We start from the raw sequence: 18,283 nt of genomic DNA, 5'->3' as shown, positions 1-18,283 counted from the left end.
TATATAAGTTCAATTCATAAACTGAGTCCCCCTTGGAACATTGAGTTCCGGGGGGATTCTAAATCAAATCAGACGGTGGAGAGAGCCATGAACAAGTACTACAGCACCAAATTGTCCATATTTGTATTTTCCGCACCTGCGTTGATTCTGTTTACCGTTTTCTGTGTTTATCCACTCTTGCCTGAAATTTGGATGAGTTTGAATAATCATGATGGTTTTCGAACTTTAGGGTTTGTTGGTTTAGATAATTATAAGGAAATCCTAGCTTCTGCTTCTTTCTGGACTGCTCATAAGAATACGTATCTAATTGTAGGAATTTCCGTCTTTCTGGGTTTACCGCTTTCCTTAATGTTTGCTCTTTTTATGGATGTTCAAACTCTAAAGTTGCGTCGTTTTTTTAAAACGTCTGCCATGCTTCCCGCAATTTTGTCAGTTACGGTCGTCGCAGAAATGTGGATATCCTTCTATGAACCAACCTATGGGTTATTTAACAGTATTCTGAGATCTGTAGGTCTTGAAGCTTGGACTCATTCCTGGCTTACTGAAAAGAACACTGTGATGCCAAGCATCGGATTGACATTTCTATGGCAATACATTGGGCTGAACGCCATGCTATTCTATACGGGAATCAAGACGATCCCCAAAAATTATTACGAAGCTGCTTTAATTGATGGTGCTAGTTTTACCCAAGTCTGCTTACGAATTACGATTCCACTGCTTCAAGATGTAACGAAATACGTATTAATCTTGTCTACGTTAGGTTCCATGGCATTCTATTCGCAAGTCCGCGTCATGACAGCCGGAGGTCCGGGAGATTTGTCCAGGACGGTTATTTACCAAATGTATTATGTGGCATTCGAAACGTCAGAATTTGGTAAAGGAACGGCTATTGCGGTTGTATTTATTCTAGAGTGCCTATTCATCTCCTTTCTGATTCAACGGTTCGTCGCCAGAGAAAAACTGGAGTTTTAAGGAGGAGACCATCATGAAATACTTAAGCCGTGTATTTTGGCTAGCGATAGGCTGTACATTTCTGTTTCCCTTATACTGGATGATTACGATGTCACTTAAGTCCAAAAGTGAAGCTTATAATAATCAATTCGGCATTCCCTATTCATGGGATTGGATAAACTATAGTGAAGCGTTGTCAAAATATCATTTCTTTGTTTACTTCGAGAACAGTTTGATTTATACCATAGGGACAATTGCAATCACACTGACGACGGGGAGTATGCTTGCGTATTGTCTGAGCCGAATGCAATGGAGATTCAATTCGGCGGCATTACTCTATGTGTCCTTAGGGTTGATCGTGCCTATTGAAGTTGTATTAATTCCATTATTTCAATTAATAAAATGGTTACATCTTAAGGATAGTTATTGGGGACTCATATTGCCGTATTCCGGATTCGCAATCGCTTCTTGTGTGCTGATGTTATTTGCCTTTCTCCGTTCACTTCCTAAGGAATTGGAGGAAGCTGCTTGTATAGATGGGACGAACGTTTATCAGACATTCTTCAGAATTATTTTTCCGATTGTCACGCCAGCGCTAATGACACAATGCGTACTATTGTTCATGCGTATTTGGAATGAGTTCCCGCTTGCTTTCATTATAGCTTCTAAAGATCAATTTCGGCCGTTAACTGTCGGCTTGCTAAGCTTCTTCGTTAGCGTCGGGGTTTCAGACTGGGGACTTATTGGTGCAACGATGGTGCTCTCGAGTTTGCCTATGATTATTGTATATATGATAGGTAATGAAAAGATTGAAAATGCATTGACTGCAGGTGCTATTTTGAAGTAAGAGTAATAGGCACACTGTGGGAAGTCTTCAACGGCTGGTATTCGCTAATGTGTTGGCGATCAACACATACAGATTCTTCGTTACGATCTCCGGTTGGCAGTTCTAAGATGTCTAAAGAGAAGCTACAAGAAAATAACCACTTATAGTGGAAATTCACTGTACGGCCTTTACAATCAGTGTAAATTCAACAGCCACCAGTTATTTCTGGTGGCTTCATTTATTCATTCAATTCAGATTAGTTGAGCAGCTTTATACATTTTGAAAATTAGTAAAAACAGGGGGTATATGCTTTAATTTGTTAAATGGTAATGTATGCGCTTACGTACTATGATTTACTTAGGGAGGAGGTAATTTACAAAGGGTAATACTCAAGTAGTATGTAGGTACGTTGTGACAAATAAAAATATTTTAGGAGGTAGACAATGTTAAAGTTTAAAAAGAAGTTCTTGACGTTAGTTCTTACTGCTACAGTAGGTTGTACCAGCTTGTTTGCAGCAACCGCAAGTGCAGCGACAGACTACTGGCAAAATTGGACCGATGGCGGTGGAACTGTAAACGCTGTCAATGGATCTGGTGGTAATTACAGCGTTAACTGGACAAATTCAGGAAATTTTGTTGTCGGTAAAGGCTGGAATATCGGATCAGCAACTAGGACAATTAACTATAATGCTGGCGTCTGGGCACCGTCCGGCAATGGGTATTTGACACTCTATGGGTGGACGAGGAACTCACTCATAGAATATTACGTCGTTGATAGCTGGGGTACATATAGACCTACTGGAACGTATAAAGGCACTGTGACCAGTGATGGGGGCACTTATGACATATATACGACTACGCGAACCAACGCACCTTCCATTGACGGCACACAAACTTTCACCCAGTTCTGGAGTGTCCGACAATCGAAAAGAGCGACCGGTAGCAACGTCGCTATCACTTTTAGTAACCACGTTAACGCATGGCAGAGTAAAGGAATGAATCTGGGGAGTAGTTGGGCTTACCAGGTATTAGCGACAGAGGGATATCAAAGTAGTGGGAGCTCGAACGTAACGGTGTGGTAACAGCTCACCAGCAAGCAGGGCAACTGACGGGCGCCTGACGGTTTTTAGAATATTGAGAAAGTCTTTTAATCATTTGATATTGCTAAGGTCGGCCGGTCTCACAGCCGGCGGCCTTATATATGTCTAACCTACATACTACTTGAATATTACCTTTCAGAAGAGTGAAGGGGCGCGGACGGGAACGTCTTCGCGGATAAGCGGGTTTTGAGCTTATCTGAAACCATATTTATTATGGAGGGAACCGACCCCTTTTTCCTATCAGTTTAAAGGAGATATATCTATGAGAAAGCTATTAATTTTCTTTTTAATGGGAATGTTGGTTGTTGTCAGCGCTTGTTCGCAAGAAAAATCTGAAAAGAATGATAACTTTATACTCGTCAAAGGCGGGACTTTTATGAACACAAAGTCCAACTACTATGGAAAAAGTGTAAAAATATCGGACTTTTATATCGGCAAATATGAGGTAACTCAAAAAGAGTGGATTGAGGTAATGGGAAGTAATCCCTCCGAATTCAAAGGCAACAATTTGCCGGTAGAAATGGTAAGCTGGTATGACGTTGTTGAGTACTGTAATAAAAGAAGTATAAAAGAGGGCTTAAAACTGTATTACAATATAGACAAGAATAAAATTGACTCGAATAATAAGAGTGATAACGATAATATAAAATGGACAGTAACGATTAATGCGGAAGCTAATGGTTACCGATTGCCGACAGAAGCGGAGTGGGAATATGCTGCAGGTGGAGGTCAAATGAGCAAGAGTTACACTTACAGCGGAAGCAATAATGCAGATGAAGTAGCATGGTATTGGAAAAACGCTGGAGATAAATACTTATCAGGTGATTGGAACTGGCCTGCGATAGAAAGTAACCATAATAAAACAAAATCTATCGGTGACAAGAAACCCAACGAGTTAGGACTTTACGATATGTCAGGTAATGTAAGGGAATGGAGCTGGAACTGGTACGGAGACTTGGATAGTAATAGCGGGTCTTACCGGGTTGCGAAGGGCGGCGGTTGGATTGGCGATGTCAGCAACAGCCAGTTATCTTTTCGAGGCAAGTTCGAGGCAAGTGGTTTTGGCCCTGATCAAGGTTTTCGTGTGTGTCGAGGCGAGTAATCGGGAACAAGGCGTACCAAGTATGACTTGAAGTGAGAATCAAACGGCTGAGAGCAGATAGAGGATCATAGTTAAACGCTATGCCTGAACGGACGATTTTTCTAGTCGACGGCCAATCACTTGAATATTTCGCTTACTCAGTTGGTGGACGATAGCGTCTATCAGCTCACTCAATTTAAGTAAAATGGTTATCATCTTGGTATTAATATTAATTAATTGGTATCGCTTACATTTGGGGTGCCTGATAACATAGAGACGTAACAAACAAACTATAAAGCAGGAGGTAGGTTTATGAAGAAGAAATGGATGCTTGCACATATCGGAGTGATTTTATCGCTTAGTCTGGTAACGTCCGCATCAGCAGCGTGGGAGTTCTGGGAACCGCTCACTTATCACAATCCAAGCACTTGGGAAAAAGCAAATAATTACTCCAACGGTTCCATGTTTAATTGTACATGGAGAGGAAATAATGCCAATTTCACTAGCAGCGGACAATTGGAACTAAAGATCACCAGTCCATCTTACAACAAATTCGACTGTGGCGAATACCGTTCCACGAACAAATATGGCTATGGTAAATATGAGGTCAACATGAAGCCTGCTAAGAATGTGGGTATTGTCTCCTCATTCTTCACTTATACCGGTCCGAGCGATGGTACACAGTGGGATGAGATCGACATCGAATTCATTGGCAAGGATACAACGAAAGTGCAGTTTAATTACTACACGAATGGTGTGGGCGGCCATGAGAAGGTCGTTGACCTCGGCTTCGATGCTTCTCAAGGATTTCATACGTACGCATTCGATTGGCAGGCAGGCTCTATTAAATGGTATGTGGATGGCGTTTTGAAGCATACAGCCACCTCCAACATTCCACAGACACCGGGCAAGATCATGATGAATATATGGAATGGCACGGGAGTGGATTCCTGGCTCGGGACTTATGACGGTAAAAATCCTCTATCTGCTTACTACGATTGGGTAAAGTATACGAGTAATTAATATTGACTTATCGCTGAAAAAGTCATCCATCCTGCCAGCTTTTTGTAAGCGCTTGCGAGTATCCGCCGGACTTTCATTAGATGACCCATTATGCCGGGCGTACAACAGAATGGCTGCCGATGATCTAATTCATCGGCAGCCATTCGCATTTATTTCACCCGTCGTACCACCGGTTCACTTCCTCGGTGATCTGCTCCCCCCCCCGAGCTGTCTCCATGAAATCGTAAATTCACGGAAAAGTGCAGCTGGGAGCCTCGAATAATAATTTGAATCACTAACGTTCTTCATTTAGAAAATGGTTAGAGCCAATTTGTTTAAAAATTCCTTTTTGAAGTGTCAAAAAAAGTTAGTAGTCGACTCCACATTTAATATTTGTTATCCATATTAATGATTTGGTATTTCTGGCGGCAAGGGCCAAGCCTATAATGAAAACAGCCCATCGTAGCCCGCTTTACCAACTATCGTTAATAGGAGGAGTCAACGTGTATCGGAAAGTATGTTCTACACTTTTAAGCCTTAGTCTTGTTGTCCCGTTCTTCTCTTCGGCAGCGCCTGTAGTGGCTGCTTCTGCAGAAGAAAAGCCATCCTCAATGGCTGTTAATTTCGAGGACATGAATGGCCACTGGGCGAATCTTGCTGTTGCTAAATTTGCTCAGGCTGGTATTGTAACCGGTTACGAGGATCAAGAGTTTCATCCGGACGAGCCGGTAACGCGCGCTGAATTTGTTACGTTCCTTAACCGCGTTTTCCGATATGAGAGTGATGGACCGTCATCGTTTACGGATGTAAAATCTTCTGATTGGTATAAGGAAGCCGTTTCCAAAGCGACGAATGCTGGACTGATCCAAGGGTATCCGGACGGAAGGTTTCTTCCAAATGAGCAGATTCAGCGCCAGGATGCCGTACTTTTGTTAACCCGGGCATTTCAAATTAGCAGTCGTACCAATGATTCGATATCACGTTTCCATGATGCTGCAGAAATCGATGATTATGCCAAGTCCGCTATGAGCAGTCTAATCTCGGAGGGATATTTAACAGGGGACAACGGGCTGAATTTGCAGCCAAAACGTGCAATGACGCGTGCTGAAACCGTCGAGTTGCTGGGTCGCATGATTGTCTGGATGAGCCCGGATTTTGGTGATACCAAGACAAAGGAAATTAAAGGAAATGTAATCGTCAATAAGCCTGGAACGTCACTGCTAGATGTGAAAATCGACGGCAATCTTTATGTTACAGAAGGAGTAGGCGATGGAGAGGTAACGTTCAGCAACATTACGGTTGCAGGCGACACATTTATTAATGGAGGCGGCACACATTCCGTCATATTTAATAAGTCGAATCTGTCTCTCGTGGTCCTGAATAAGAAGAATAATCTGGTAAGGTTTGCTTTAAATGACAATTCCTCGGCTAAATTCGTCGAGGTCAATCACCCAGCTATTGTGGAGCTGTCTTCTGGTTCCACAGTGAAGGGAGTGCGGCTTGGGGAAGAGGCGCACGGCTCCAAGATCGTAAATAAAGGAACAATCGAGCGTCTGGAAGTAGGAGCTAACGGTGTTACGGTTAACGATAAACCGGTGAGCAAAGGCGACGATCTTAATTTGCCCGAAAATTCAGGAGTTAAGCCTGGTACGCCAACCAGTTCATCAAGCAATTCAAGCAATTCAAGTAATTCTTCGCAAGAAAATCCTTGGCAATTGATTTGGAATGACGAGTTTAACGGCAATACAATCGATACGAGCAAATGGAACGTTCAGGATACTGGAACAGTCTACAATAATGAGTTGGAATATTATAGTCCTAACAATGCAAGCATTGAGAATGACGGTAACGAAAACGTACTTGTTCTAGAAGCAAAAAAAGAATCTCACTCGGGCCGTGACTTTACGTCGGGTAAGCTGACCTCCCAAATGAAAGGCGATTGGACGTATGGAAAGTTCGAAGTTCGCGCCAAATTGCCTATTCAGCAAGGCATGTGGCCTGCCATTTGGATGATGCCTACAGATGATCTCAAGCAATATGGACCATGGCCAGGCTCCGGAGAAATTGACATGATGGAGCTTACGGGGCCATTAGCCTCTGATCCCACTAATGCGGATGTGTACCCGAGGAAGGTACAAGGCACCATTCACTACGGTAATCCTCACGAGCAGCAATATAATCATTATTTACTGCCGCAAGGACAGACGTTTGCCGACGATTATCACGTGTTTTCGGTGGAATGGCTGCCTGGGAAAATCAGTTGGTTTGTGGACGGACATAAGTTCCATGAAACCAGTGATTGGGGTTCAAGGGGTGACGGGCAGGCAGAAAATTATACGTATCCTGCGCCTTTCGATCGGCCTTTCTACATGATTCTGAATCTGGCTGTCGGTGGCGATATGCCGGGAAATCCGAAGGGCGATTTCAAGTCCGATAAAATGTATGTCGATTATGTCCGTGCCTATAAGTACAAAGATTTGGATAAATTGCCTGACGTGACTGGAAAGCGCCCAGAATCATCAAGTATCAATGTGCCGCAACGTGATCCGATGCCGGACGGGAATCAAATTTGGAACTACAAATTCGATGGGGAGATTGACGATAATGGCGTTCCTCACAAATGGCAGTTCCTTAAGAACGTCAATGGTGATGGGAATGTTAGTATCGTCCAAGATCCAGTCAAAGGAAATGTAGCGAAAGTCACTGTTACGAATGCAGGCGACCAACTTTATTCGATTCAACTAACGCAAATGCCTCTCATGTTGGAACAAGGTAAGGCATATAAGGTCACTTACGATGCCAAGGCGGATGCGCCTCGTTCGATCATGTCGAAGGTGTCGCAATATCAGGGAAGTTGGACGCCTTATTCGGGAGAAGTGACTGCACAACTTACCGATCAATGGCAGTCCTACGAGTACTCCTTCAATATGAAGAGTAAGACTGATAACAATACCCGTTTCGAGTTCAATCTCGGTAAGTCGTCTACTGCGACCGTTTATTTTACAAACGTAAGGGTGGTTGAGATTCCGTGGATTCCGGAGCCGCCAAAGGTAAGACAGCCGCTTAGCGACGGCAATCTGGTCTTTAACGGCGGATTCGATCAAGGCAGTGACAGAATGGCGTTCTGGAATATTACAAAAGCTGTAGGGGCAGTTGCATCGGCTTCGGTAAGCAATGATCTTGTACCTTCTACCTACATGATGGATCGTAAGCTTAATGTAACCGCAGCAAATGCTGGTACTACTCCTGAGAGTGTTTATTTGTCGCAATCAGGGCTTGTGCTAGCCAAAGGGGCTACGTATACGTTAACGTTTGATGCTAAGGCAGATCACAACCGTTCTATCGCAGTCGGTCTCGATACAGGTGTGAGTGGCGGTGTAACCTATACGGGAGGATCGACCGTGAATCTGACTGATACCATGAATACTTATACCAAACATTTTACGGTAATTGATACACAAACTGATTCTAACCTGAAGTTTCTTTTAGGCGGCGACACGGGAACAATTGTATTGGATAATGTACGTTTGATTAAACGTAATGATCCCTCCACAGTGAATGATTATGTTCATATTTCGGCAGACCAATATTGGGAAACGCGAGGAACAACGTTAGAAGCAAGTGGAGAGGGCGGTAAAGACGTTACAGGAATGGCCCAAGGCAATTACGCCGATTACAAAATCAGCATCGTGCAGCCAGGACGTTTTGTGCCTTCAGTAAGGGTCTCAAGCGTTAAAGACGACTCCGCATTGAACTTTACGGTTCTGGACGAATCCTTGCATGAAGTGAAATCGACCTCAGTTGCCGTTGGCAATACTGGGGGCGGGCAATCGTATAAAACGATTTATATCGAACAGTTTGATCTGCAAGCAGGAACCTATTACTTGCGTTTGGCAGGGCAGGATTATAACACCGTATGGATCGACTTCTCTCGGGAAATGATTCAAAACGGGGATTTCAGCAGCAACGATACAAGTGGATGGACACTTTTGAAAAATTCAGGAGACGCTGGCGTGCAGTCCACCGCAATTTCTGCAGCCAATGGGGAATTAAGCGTGGATATTGATGGACCTGGCGCGAACGAATACGATATCCAAGTTAAACAAACAGCAAATAAGGCGCTTGCGAACGGAAAGACGTATCGTTTCAGTTTTGATGCTTCAGCGTCAGTTTCGAGGGATATGAAAGGAATCGTACAGTTAAAAGAGGCTCCATATACGCCTTATATGGATCAAACAGTAAGTTTAACTGGCAATAAGCAGCATTTCGAGAAAGTATTCACGATGACAGCCGATGATCCGGACGCAGTACTTCTATTTAGTGTAGGCAAACTCGGCGATATTTCTGTCACTCATTCCGTTTATCTGGACAATGTTTCTCTGGTGCAGGTAATGTCACAAAAGGCGAATTTGATTCCCAATGGCGATTTTGCTTCGGGCTTATCGGGTTGGACATTATTCTCGCAAGATAGTGGCCAGCTTGCCATCTCCAATGATAACGGTTCGCTGAGGGCCGATGTCGGAACTGTCGGGACAGAATCCTGGCAGCGCCAAGTTTACTATGAGGGAGTCGGTTATAAAAATGGCAACCAATACACGCTGTCATTCAAGGCGCATTCGACAACACCGCGTAAGATGAACATCAGTATCGGTTGGTCGGATGATGCCGCCCATAACTACGAATGGCATGGTTATGGCAGTAAAATCATTGATTTGGGTACGACCGATCAGACATATACGTTTACCTTTATTGATGACAAGGATACTACGGATAAAGGACGAGTGAGCTTTGAGCTTGGGAATATTGCCGGAGGCAATGCCGGGGACTTAAGCGTATTTATCGACGACATTATCTTAGTCAATGACGGCGCGATTACCCCTTGATTTGTTAAAAGCGGGAGAGAGTATGGAAGGTCACGTGAATGCTTGTACTATATATTCGCGAACCGGGGGACTCTCCCCGTTTTTTTATATCATAAACTCATTATTTCCGACCCAATCCGATACTAATTTTGTAGTGAATAGCTCGTATATTGCTTTTTTGTTATCAATGCTGTCGATTTGTTATTTAAGGCCTATTCTCTCAAATTTATAATAAAGGAGTAACAACGGTACCGGTTACATACAACTACTTATTTAGGGGGACTATCAATGCGTCTGCTTGGCAAAAAAGGATTAACTGTATTGACTACCTGTTCAATGGCACTTGTTTTCACGGCATGCGGCGGCAATACGGCAACGACAGACAGTAAACCAAAAGATAATCAAAGCACCACTTCTGCGCAAACAGCAAAAGCAGAAAAACCGATCACGTTGAAACTGGCTACATGGGAACAGCCAACGAACATTGCGGCTTTGACGAAAGTCAACGAAAAGTTTCATGCGAAATATCCAAACATTACAATTACGTTAGATACTTCAAAACCGGACGCCGCATATCAAACATTACTGCAAACCCGCTTAAACGCTAACGATGCGGATATCATAACGGATTTCGCGATCAACCCGAAAAAAGATTGGCATAAAGGCGCAGCCGTTCCTCCGCTGCAGCAATACATCGATGCCGGCTTGATTGAGGATTTGACGGGAAAACCTTACTTGAATAATTACTTCCCAGAAGCTTTGAAAAATGCCACTACATACAAGGATAAAGTTTGGGGTGTCGATATCGGGACCGTTACTTACACAGGCGTATTTTACAACAAGGAATTGTTTGAGAAAAATGGCTTAAAGGTACCAACAACTTGGCCTGAGATGATGGACATCTCTAAGAAGCTTAAAGATAGCGGAGTTGCTCCGTTCACACTCGCAGGCAAAGATGTGTGGCCGCTTGGAATGGTAGCTAATGGATTTATTCAGGCTATTGAGCCTAATGTTGAACAATTAGACAAGAAGTTATGGTCTGGTGAAACTAAGTTTACCGATCCGGTATTCTCGGAGATATTTACTAAATATCAACAAATGTTGAACTATACCGAGAAGGATTTTATGGGTATCGACTATGCTTCGGTCGTTGGACGGTTCGCAACGGGTAAAGCGGCTATGATGCCTGACGGGATTTGGAATTCAGGTGCTATCGAGAAAGCGAATCCGAATCTGAAATTTGGATACTTCCCGATGCCAGCCAGCGACAAAGCGGAGAATAATAAAAATTTCTTCGGTAAATATGACATGTCTCTATTAGTCGCCGCAAAATCGGCCAATAAAGATGCCGCATTAAAGTATCTCGAATTTATCTCTCAACCGGATATCTATAACGAATTTATTAATACAGTTGGTTTCTTGCCCACTCAGCCAAATGTCAAATTCACGAATCCGTTTATGCAGGAAGTTGCTCCGCTTGCAAGCAGTTTGAAACTGGCTATGGATATTATTTGGCAAGCGCCACAAGGAGCTGGCGATTACACGGGCAGTCCAACTCCTGTTCAGTTTCTAAAACCGGCAGGTAAGGAAACTCCTGAAGAAATTATGCAAAAGATGCAAAAAGAATGGGATGTCGAAATGAAAAACGCTAAATAATTGAAGACAAACACATGGGGGTAGTCCTGCTTTCGCACCTACCTCCATTTTTCACCATTAGACAGGAGTTGTGAAGATGTATCCGTTCGGTAAAAAATGGCATAAATGGACTCCTTATGGGTTTCTGTTACCTGCCTTAATTATTTACATTGTATTTTCGTTTGGACCCTCAATGGCTAGCGTTATATACTCATTTACCGATATTTCGGGAGTTGCAGGAGTGAAGTGGCATTTTATCGGTCTCGACAATTACAAAGAATTTTTTCATTCAGGCAGAACAGCGGCTTATTTGGCTTCGGCCAAGAGAACTGTCATTTTTTCATTTAGTGTCACGATCTTGCAGACAGCTCTCGGGCTTTTTCTCGCTATCATTATTAATTCGAAATTAAAAGGCCATTTGTTTTACAGATCACTTATCTTTATGCCAGTCGTGTTGGGAGTTACCGTCTTCGGCTTGGTTTGGTCGCTCATGTTTAATCCGATGGATGGTCCGGTTCAGAAGCTGTGGGGAATGTTTGGCAGCTCTTCAACTTTTTTGGGATCTTACGATTTGGCGTTCTACATCGTTATCTTTATACAAATTTGGGGCTCGTTAGGGTATACGGTAGTTATCTTTCTTGCGGGATTGCAAGCAATCCCAGGTGATCTTTATGAAGCAGGTCACATTGATGGCGCTAGAGCATGGCAAACTTTTGTACATATCACTTGGCCGATGTTGGCTTCAACGGCTACTGTGAATTTACTTTTGGCCATTATTGGGTCGTTGCAAACATATGATGTCGTTTTTGTTCTGACTCAAGGCAACTTTAATACAAGTGTACTTGGTTATGAAATATATCGTGCCGCATTCGGAGGTACGCCTGGTGCTTTAGGACTTCGACAAGGATTTGCTTCAGCGGTAGCCGTAATTCAATTCGGCATTGTCTTAGTTATAGCAGTAATTGCTCAATATTATTTAAGGCGAAGAGAGGTGCAATTGTAATGAAGATGCATTTGGTACCCAGACCTCTCGGCTATCTCATCATGCTGATCATGGTGATAATTTACTTGTACCCTCTTTTATATCTGTTTAATGTTTCCTTTAAGCCGGACGTGGAATTTATTCTGGATCCGGTAGGCATCGTCAAGAATTTTCAACCTGAAAACTATGTGAATGCATGGAAACAGGGGGATTTTAGCACGTACATTTGGAACAGTATATTTTACACCGTTCTATCGGTTGGGGCGTCGGTTCTGATTTCTGCTCTGGCCGCTTTCCCTGTATCCCGTGGTTATATCAGATGGAGCAACTTTGTGTACATATTTTTTATGATATCGATTTTTTTGCCGAACAATATGATTCCGCAGTGGAATTTAATCCATTCGCTAGGTTTGTATAATACAAGAATGGGGTATATTTTGGTAAACACAGGCATTGGATTGGGGTTTATGCTCATGACGGGTTATATAAAGGCGGTTCCAAGAGAATTGGATGAAGCGGCTAGCATCGATGGCTGCAGTTATTCCAGATATGTGATGACGATGATTTTGCCATTAATAAAACCCGTATTGGCGACAAGCGCGATTTTGCAGGCAATAGGTGTCTGGAATAACGTAATAGGGGCGACCGTATACCTTTCTGATAAGAAATTATTTCCAATTGTTCTAGGGTTATTCAAATTCTACGGCCAATTCAGCAACCAATGGACTTTATTAGCTGCAGCACTTGTCATCGTGGCGAGTCCGATGGTCATCTTGTACATTTTCTTGCAGCGATATATTATTGAAGGCGCCATGACGGGAGCAGTTAAATCTTAATAAAACCTTTGATGGTGTAAGCGCAAGAAGTATTACAACAATTTAGAATTTGACCAAATAAATCATGATCGATATACAGAGAGGGAAATGATCAATGGCACAAATACGATTCCCACATGATTTTCATTGGGGAGCGGCGACTGCTGCTTATCAAATAGAAGGGGCCTGGAAAGATGACGGGCGAGGACCTTCTATATGGGACACATTTTCGCATACGTCTGGTAAAGTGAAGAATGGCGATAATGGCGATATAGCATGCGATAGCTACTATCGATACAAAGAAGATGTCGCACTTATGAAAGATTTGGGAATTACGATGTACCGTTTCTCAATTGCATGGCCCAGGATAATTCCGAGCGGCACTGGAGAGATAAATTTGAAAGGCCTCGAATATTATTCAAATCTGGTGGATGAACTTTTAGCTGCTGGAATCGAACCTGTATGTACGTTATATCATTGGGATTTGCCGCAAGCGTTGGAGGATCGGGGCGGATGGGAAAACAGAGATACAATTGATGCGTTTGTTGCCTATTCGGAAGTCATTTTTCGTAAATTTGTAGGAAGAATCAAGTATTGGATAACTATAAACGAACCATGGTGCATTTCATTTCTCTCCAATTATATGGGTATTCATGCGCCTGGGAATCGGGACTTGCAACTCGCCGTTACGATTTCACATCATCTCCTGATTGCTCATGGCCGAGCCGTGAAACGATTCAGGGAGTTGGGGATCTCAGGACAAATAGGTATTGCTCCTAATGTGACCTGGTTGGAGCCGTATTCCAATCGCAAGGAAGATGTGGATGCATGCCGCAGAGGCGTCGCTTTCTTTTTGGAATGGTTTATGGATCCGGTTTTATTAGGGAAGTATCCGCAATTTATGCTCGACTGGTTTGCCTCTAAGGGAGTCTTTCTGGAAATAAAGGAAGGCGATATGAAAGATATTCACTATCCAATTGATTATGTGGGGATTAATTATTATACGGGCAATGTGGGCAGATTCAAGCAGGATGAAGGCTTATTCGATTATGAGGATGTCGATACCGGATATGCTAAGACAGATTTTGACTGGTTTATTTGTCCCGATGGATTCTATAATGTGCTGTGCTATATTACGCAAAAGTACGGGAATTTCCCGCTTCTAATTACAGAAAATGGCGCTTGTTATAACGATGAGGTGGAGGAGGGGCGCGTAAACGATACGAGGCGAATTCAATATCTAAAGCAGCATTTGGTCCAATTGAATCGTTGTTTGGAGAGCGGTGTGAATCTGATCGGTTATCTCACCTGGTCATTGCTGGATAATTTTGAATGGGCAGAAGGATACGGCAAACGATTTGGACTCATACATGTCGATTTTCAAACGTTAACCCGAACGCGAAAGAACAGTTTTTTCTGGTATAAGGAAGTTATTCACAAAGGCGGATTTGATTTGTAGATTTAGGTCTCCTATCAAATGCTGAGGAACCTCATAGCATAATTTACCATATAACTATTATAAAAACGCGGAGTGTCGCAACGATGCTCCGCGTTTTTGGATTTTCAATAATCCTCTCAATTTGACCGTTCTCTGAATTCCTGGGGAGTCATATGACTGTACTCTTTGAACAGCTTAATAAAATAGTGTGCAGTGGAATAACCAAGCAGAGTTGAAATCTCATAAATTTTAAGCTGGCTGTTAGTCAGTAAGTGGGCCGCTTTTTCCATTTTGACCTGAAAAAAATAATCGCTGATGCTTTTTCCGGTTTCGGATTTGTAAACTTTAGAGAGATATACGGGATGTAGCTGTACATGATCTGCAATGGACTGAAGGGAGACATAACCGATATTACTATCTACAAAGTCATGCACATCTTTAATAAGAATTGAACGCTGGTTTTGATGCTCCAAATCAAAATATGCTCTTAATTGTACGATGAGTTTCATTGCCCAATCCTTCAGCATATCGGGAGAGTGGAACTTTCTGCTTTCATTCATCGAGGGGGCGAGGATATCTCTGAGCAACTTATTGTTTTTATGTGCAAAATAATAAAATGCTGTCTTCAAATAATTTCTGGTCACCTCTATATGCTCCTGAGAGTGTTCTCCACTGCCTTTTAATTCTTGAAAAACAGCATGGAGTTTTTCTTCAATGGCATCCCAACGGTTCGCTTCGAACAAATGAAGAAAGGTCGGAGGTTCATAAAGCGATTGCATAATTTGGATGTCGTGATTCCCGATCTGTTGATCTACGGTCAAGAAGATTCCAGTTTCTTGTCCGATTCTCTGCCTGATCAAGGCAACCGCAGATTGATATAGCTCGCGCACTTTGTATGGGAATATTCCCCATGATGTAGTTGCTACTGAAATATCTCCTTTGAGGTACAAGCTAACGTTTTTTTGTAGTTGAAAGGCGGTTTGAGTTAAAGAATAAGAGCGGACGTCCGGTGATTTTGGCTTGAGAAGAAAGACTAAATATTCATGTGCATCTTTACATGACCAAATATCGAACTGTTCATGAAACAACTCATTTGCAATATTGACAATAGCGTATTCAAACAAAGTTATACTGTTCATGTCTTGCCTCTGAAAGTAATCTTCAAGCCGCACGATCATAATCGCTACATGCTCGTCAATCATCGGAGACAGTTGGTATTTATGCATATGTTCTGAAAGTTGCTCATTAGTGAATCGTCGTCCTTGAAGAGTTTCATTAAGGAGCCGGTCTCGCAGCAACGGCAAATGCTCACGAAACGTCTGCATCGTATTCTGGAAGGAAGATAATGTCTCCCATTCACGTTGAATCTCAAGATGCAGTTGTTGAAGCACTTCGATCAATTGCTCATCCCCGATTGGCTTTAGCAAATAAGCGCTTGCTTGGTTCTGGATAGCTTTCTTGGCATATTCAAATTCTGCATAACCGGTAAGTAGCACACATTTGATATGCTTCCACCCGCTGCGAATTTCCTCGATCAGCTGCAGGCCGGACATTTCAGGCATGCTGATATCCGTTATGACGATATCAATAGGATTGCGCATAAGGATTTCTAACGCTTCTTGTCCTGAGTAGGCTTTATGGACTTGATCAAACTGCAAATCCGCCCAAGGTATTGTGATAGACAAGTCATCTACAACGTATGGTTCGTCGTCAACGAGTAGTATTTGTAACATGATTCAATCCTTTCTTTTGGATGCGAAGTGTGACTTTGACCCCTCCAAGTTCAGAAGGTTCAATGAGTAAACCGGACAAGCCGCCATACTGGTGTTTCAAACGCTGCTGAACATTCCAAAGCCCACATCCGCCATCCTCGCGGTTTGGCGCGTCTAATACGGCGTAGAGCTCATCCATTTGGCGGGGAGCCATTCCTGCCCCATTGTCTTCGACAGAAATGATCAACATGTCAAATTTAGTTTCTCCATAGATCATGATCCGGCCGCCACCCAATTTCTTTTCAATTCCATGGATAATACTGTTCTCAACGATGGGCTGAATTAACAATTTAGGAATGGGTTCTGTAAGTAAAGCGTCCGTGATATTTATGGAATAATCAATACGTTGTTTACGCAGATTTTGAATCGATAAATAGTTTTCCACTAATTTTATTTCATCTCTGATCGTTGTTAATGAATGATCCATTCGTGTTATGTAGCGATAATACTCGCCAAGGTTAAGCGCCATTGCTTCAACAGAGGCTGTATCGCCTACTCTTGCCTTGCTTTTCATGAAAAAAAGGCAGTTATAAAGAAAGTGAGGATTAATCTGCGCTTGCAATTGCTTCAGATAAGCATCCTTGGCACGTAGTTGCTCGAGATAGACACGTTCGATCAGTTCCTGAACCTTCTGAGCCATTTCGTTAAACCCTTGATTTAAAATGGAGAATTCGTTATTTGCTTTCGTCCGAATTCGTGTGGACCAATAACCTTCTTTCATCTTGTTTACCGCTCTGAGTAAAATACCGATAGGGCGCTGTACCTGACGGAACATGATTAGAGAAAACAAAGTACTGAGAGCAAGCAATACAAAAGAAGCGGTGATAAATGAAACCCTGCTGGTTCTAATTGGATGCAATATTTGTTCAAGCGGTGAATAATGAATCATATACCATCCTAACGATGTCGAACGAATCATACTGACCAAGTATTGCTTGCCTTGAAGATAGACTGTGGTTGAAAACTGCTGCTCAGCTTGAATGTTCTGTAAGTTGTTCATAATCCCGGTTGCTAGATTTGTATCCAAATTCTGATTTTTTATAAGACCGAGTTTTGGATGATAAAGGAATGTATCACCGTTATACTTATATTCCCCGATCATTTTTATCAAATTGGATACTGGGAAACGGACTTCAATGATCATATTTGACAACTCAGGCGTTTCTGCGAAGTTCACAGGATCGGCGAGCAGCATGCGAAATCCGCTATCTGAACTATTCATTTTCATCGACGGATCATAATTCCAGCCTTTTTCTAAAGGTTTTTTCAGCAGTGACTCTTCGAAAACAACCGAAGCATCTGAAGACAGAGCCTCCCGTTTTTGTATATTGTAAATGTTAATCTGATTCTCCCATGTACTTGAACTGGTTTGCAGAGCCAACTTTTCAAGAACTGTCAGTGTGGTTTTGTTGGGATCAATAAGATGTTGGAGATCTTGGATATGCTCATATTCTCTGATCGTCGAGTCGCGTTGTAAGGTATAAGCCAAACCGGCTAACTGATTAACGTTATTGTCCATTTGTTTTGTAAAAAAATCTAAATGATTCAAATCGGAGGTTTTGATTTGTTCTGTGATGACTTCGACATCCTTTTTGTAGGATAATCCATATAGCAACAAGGTGATAGATATGATCGTGAACAGTAATACGGTTATTTTGACGAATAGATTAGCACGCAATCGCAAGGGCCCCATCCTTTACTGCGAAACAATTTAGTTAATGAAAGTATACCATATTGATTATACCATATAGACGATTGTTCTGTTCTGATAGGACGACCTTAAAACTTTATGATAAGATGAATATACTATGAAACTGTT

Annotated in this window: 12 protein-coding genes; 10 read left to right on the top strand and 2 right to left on the bottom strand. The window is 42.4% G+C overall.

From position 1 onward, the window contains the following. The first annotated feature begins 87 nt into the window (after positions 1-87). The 10 genes from ACSQ8P_RS26555 (at position 88) to ACSQ8P_RS26510 (ending at position 14,713) form a co-directional block, all read left to right on the top strand. Entirely contained in the window at positions 88-972 is an 885-nt protein-coding gene (locus ACSQ8P_RS26555; RefSeq protein ID WP_436237937.1) for a carbohydrate ABC transporter permease, read from the top strand. A 13-nt stretch (positions 973-985) separates the two neighbouring features. Beyond that, entirely contained in the window at positions 986-1,798 is an 813-nt protein-coding gene (locus tag ACSQ8P_RS26550; RefSeq protein WP_056619182.1) for a carbohydrate ABC transporter permease, read from the top strand. Between the two features lie 422 nt (positions 1,799-2,220). Then, entirely contained in the window at positions 2,221-2,859 is a 639-nt protein-coding gene (locus ACSQ8P_RS26545) for a glycoside hydrolase family 11 protein (protein ID WP_436237936.1), read from the top strand. Positions 2,860-3,139: 280 nt separating this feature from the next. Beyond that, the gene (locus ACSQ8P_RS26540; RefSeq protein ID WP_436237935.1) at positions 3,140-3,979 is read left to right on the top strand and encodes a formylglycine-generating enzyme family protein; all 840 of its coding nucleotides are present in this window, start codon (positions 3,140-3,142) and stop codon (positions 3,977-3,979) included. Between the two features lie 291 nt (positions 3,980-4,270). Then, positions 4,271-4,981: a beta-glucanase gene (gene bglS / locus ACSQ8P_RS26535; RefSeq protein WP_436237934.1), complete on the top strand. Its 711-nt coding sequence runs from the start codon at positions 4,271-4,273 to the stop codon at positions 4,979-4,981. A gap of 482 nt (positions 4,982-5,463) precedes the next feature. After that, on the top strand, positions 5,464-9,843 hold the full coding sequence (locus tag ACSQ8P_RS26530) for a carbohydrate binding domain-containing protein (RefSeq protein WP_436237933.1): 4,380 nt from the start codon (positions 5,464-5,466) through the stop codon (positions 9,841-9,843). Between the two features lie 267 nt (positions 9,844-10,110). Beyond that, on the top strand, positions 10,111-11,478 hold the full coding sequence (locus ACSQ8P_RS26525; RefSeq protein ID WP_436237932.1) for an ABC transporter substrate-binding protein: 1,368 nt from the start codon (positions 10,111-10,113) through the stop codon (positions 11,476-11,478). Between the two features lie 220 nt (positions 11,479-11,698). After that, complete coding sequence (locus ACSQ8P_RS26520) at positions 11,699-12,460, top strand: carbohydrate ABC transporter permease (RefSeq protein ID WP_436237931.1); 762 nt, start codon at positions 11,699-11,701, stop codon at positions 12,458-12,460. Then, on the top strand, positions 12,460-13,275 hold the full coding sequence (locus ACSQ8P_RS26515; RefSeq protein WP_436237930.1) for a carbohydrate ABC transporter permease: 816 nt from the start codon (positions 12,460-12,462) through the stop codon (positions 13,273-13,275). Before ACSQ8P_RS26520 ends, ACSQ8P_RS26515 begins: the two co-directional genes overlap by 1 nt. A gap of 94 nt (positions 13,276-13,369) precedes the next feature. Beyond that, a complete protein-coding gene (locus tag ACSQ8P_RS26510; RefSeq protein ID WP_436237929.1) occupies positions 13,370-14,713 on the top strand; it encodes a GH1 family beta-glucosidase in 1,344 nt (447 codons plus the stop codon). Positions 14,714-14,829: 116 nt separating this feature from the next. Here the strand turns inward: ACSQ8P_RS26510 and ACSQ8P_RS26505 are convergent, their stop codons facing one another. Further along, complete coding sequence (locus ACSQ8P_RS26505) at positions 14,830-16,425, bottom strand: response regulator transcription factor (RefSeq protein WP_436237928.1); 1,596 nt, start codon at positions 16,423-16,425, stop codon at positions 14,830-14,832. Then, positions 16,403-18,142, bottom strand: coding sequence for a sensor histidine kinase (locus ACSQ8P_RS26500; RefSeq protein WP_436237927.1), 1,740 nt, complete (start codon positions 18,140-18,142; stop codon positions 16,403-16,405). Before ACSQ8P_RS26500 ends, ACSQ8P_RS26505 begins: the two co-directional genes overlap by 23 nt. Positions 18,143-18,283 lie beyond the last annotated feature (141 nt).

This window comes from Paenibacillus sp. LjRoot153 (genome assembly GCF_964253085.1).
Classification (GTDB): domain Bacteria; phylum Bacillota; class Bacilli; order Paenibacillales; family NBRC-103111; genus Paenibacillus_E.
Note: the sequence above shows the minus strand (reverse complement) of the source record. Positions and strands in the feature narration are given on the sequence as shown.

Coding starts and splice junctions, on each gene's coding strand:
- ACSQ8P_RS26555 (WP_436237937.1), top strand. CDS start 88: ATGAACAAGTACTACAGCACCAAATTGTCCATATTTGTATTTTCCGCA.
- ACSQ8P_RS26550 (WP_056619182.1), top strand. CDS start 986: ATGAAATACTTAAGCCGTGTATTTTGGCTAGCGATAGGCTGTACATTT.
- ACSQ8P_RS26545 (WP_436237936.1), top strand. CDS start 2,221: ATGTTAAAGTTTAAAAAGAAGTTCTTGACGTTAGTTCTTACTGCTACA.
- ACSQ8P_RS26540 (WP_436237935.1), top strand. CDS start 3,140: ATGAGAAAGCTATTAATTTTCTTTTTAATGGGAATGTTGGTTGTTGTC.
- bglS (WP_436237934.1), top strand. CDS start 4,271: ATGAAGAAGAAATGGATGCTTGCACATATCGGAGTGATTTTATCGCTT.
- ACSQ8P_RS26525 (WP_436237932.1), top strand. CDS start 10,111: ATGCGTCTGCTTGGCAAAAAAGGATTAACTGTATTGACTACCTGTTCA.
- ACSQ8P_RS26515 (WP_436237930.1), top strand. CDS start 12,460: ATGAAGATGCATTTGGTACCCAGACCTCTCGGCTATCTCATCATGCTG.
- ACSQ8P_RS26510 (WP_436237929.1), top strand. CDS start 13,370: ATGGCACAAATACGATTCCCACATGATTTTCATTGGGGAGCGGCGACT.
- ACSQ8P_RS26505 (WP_436237928.1), bottom strand. CDS start 16,425: ATGTTACAAATACTACTCGTTGACGACGAACCATACGTTGTAGATGAC.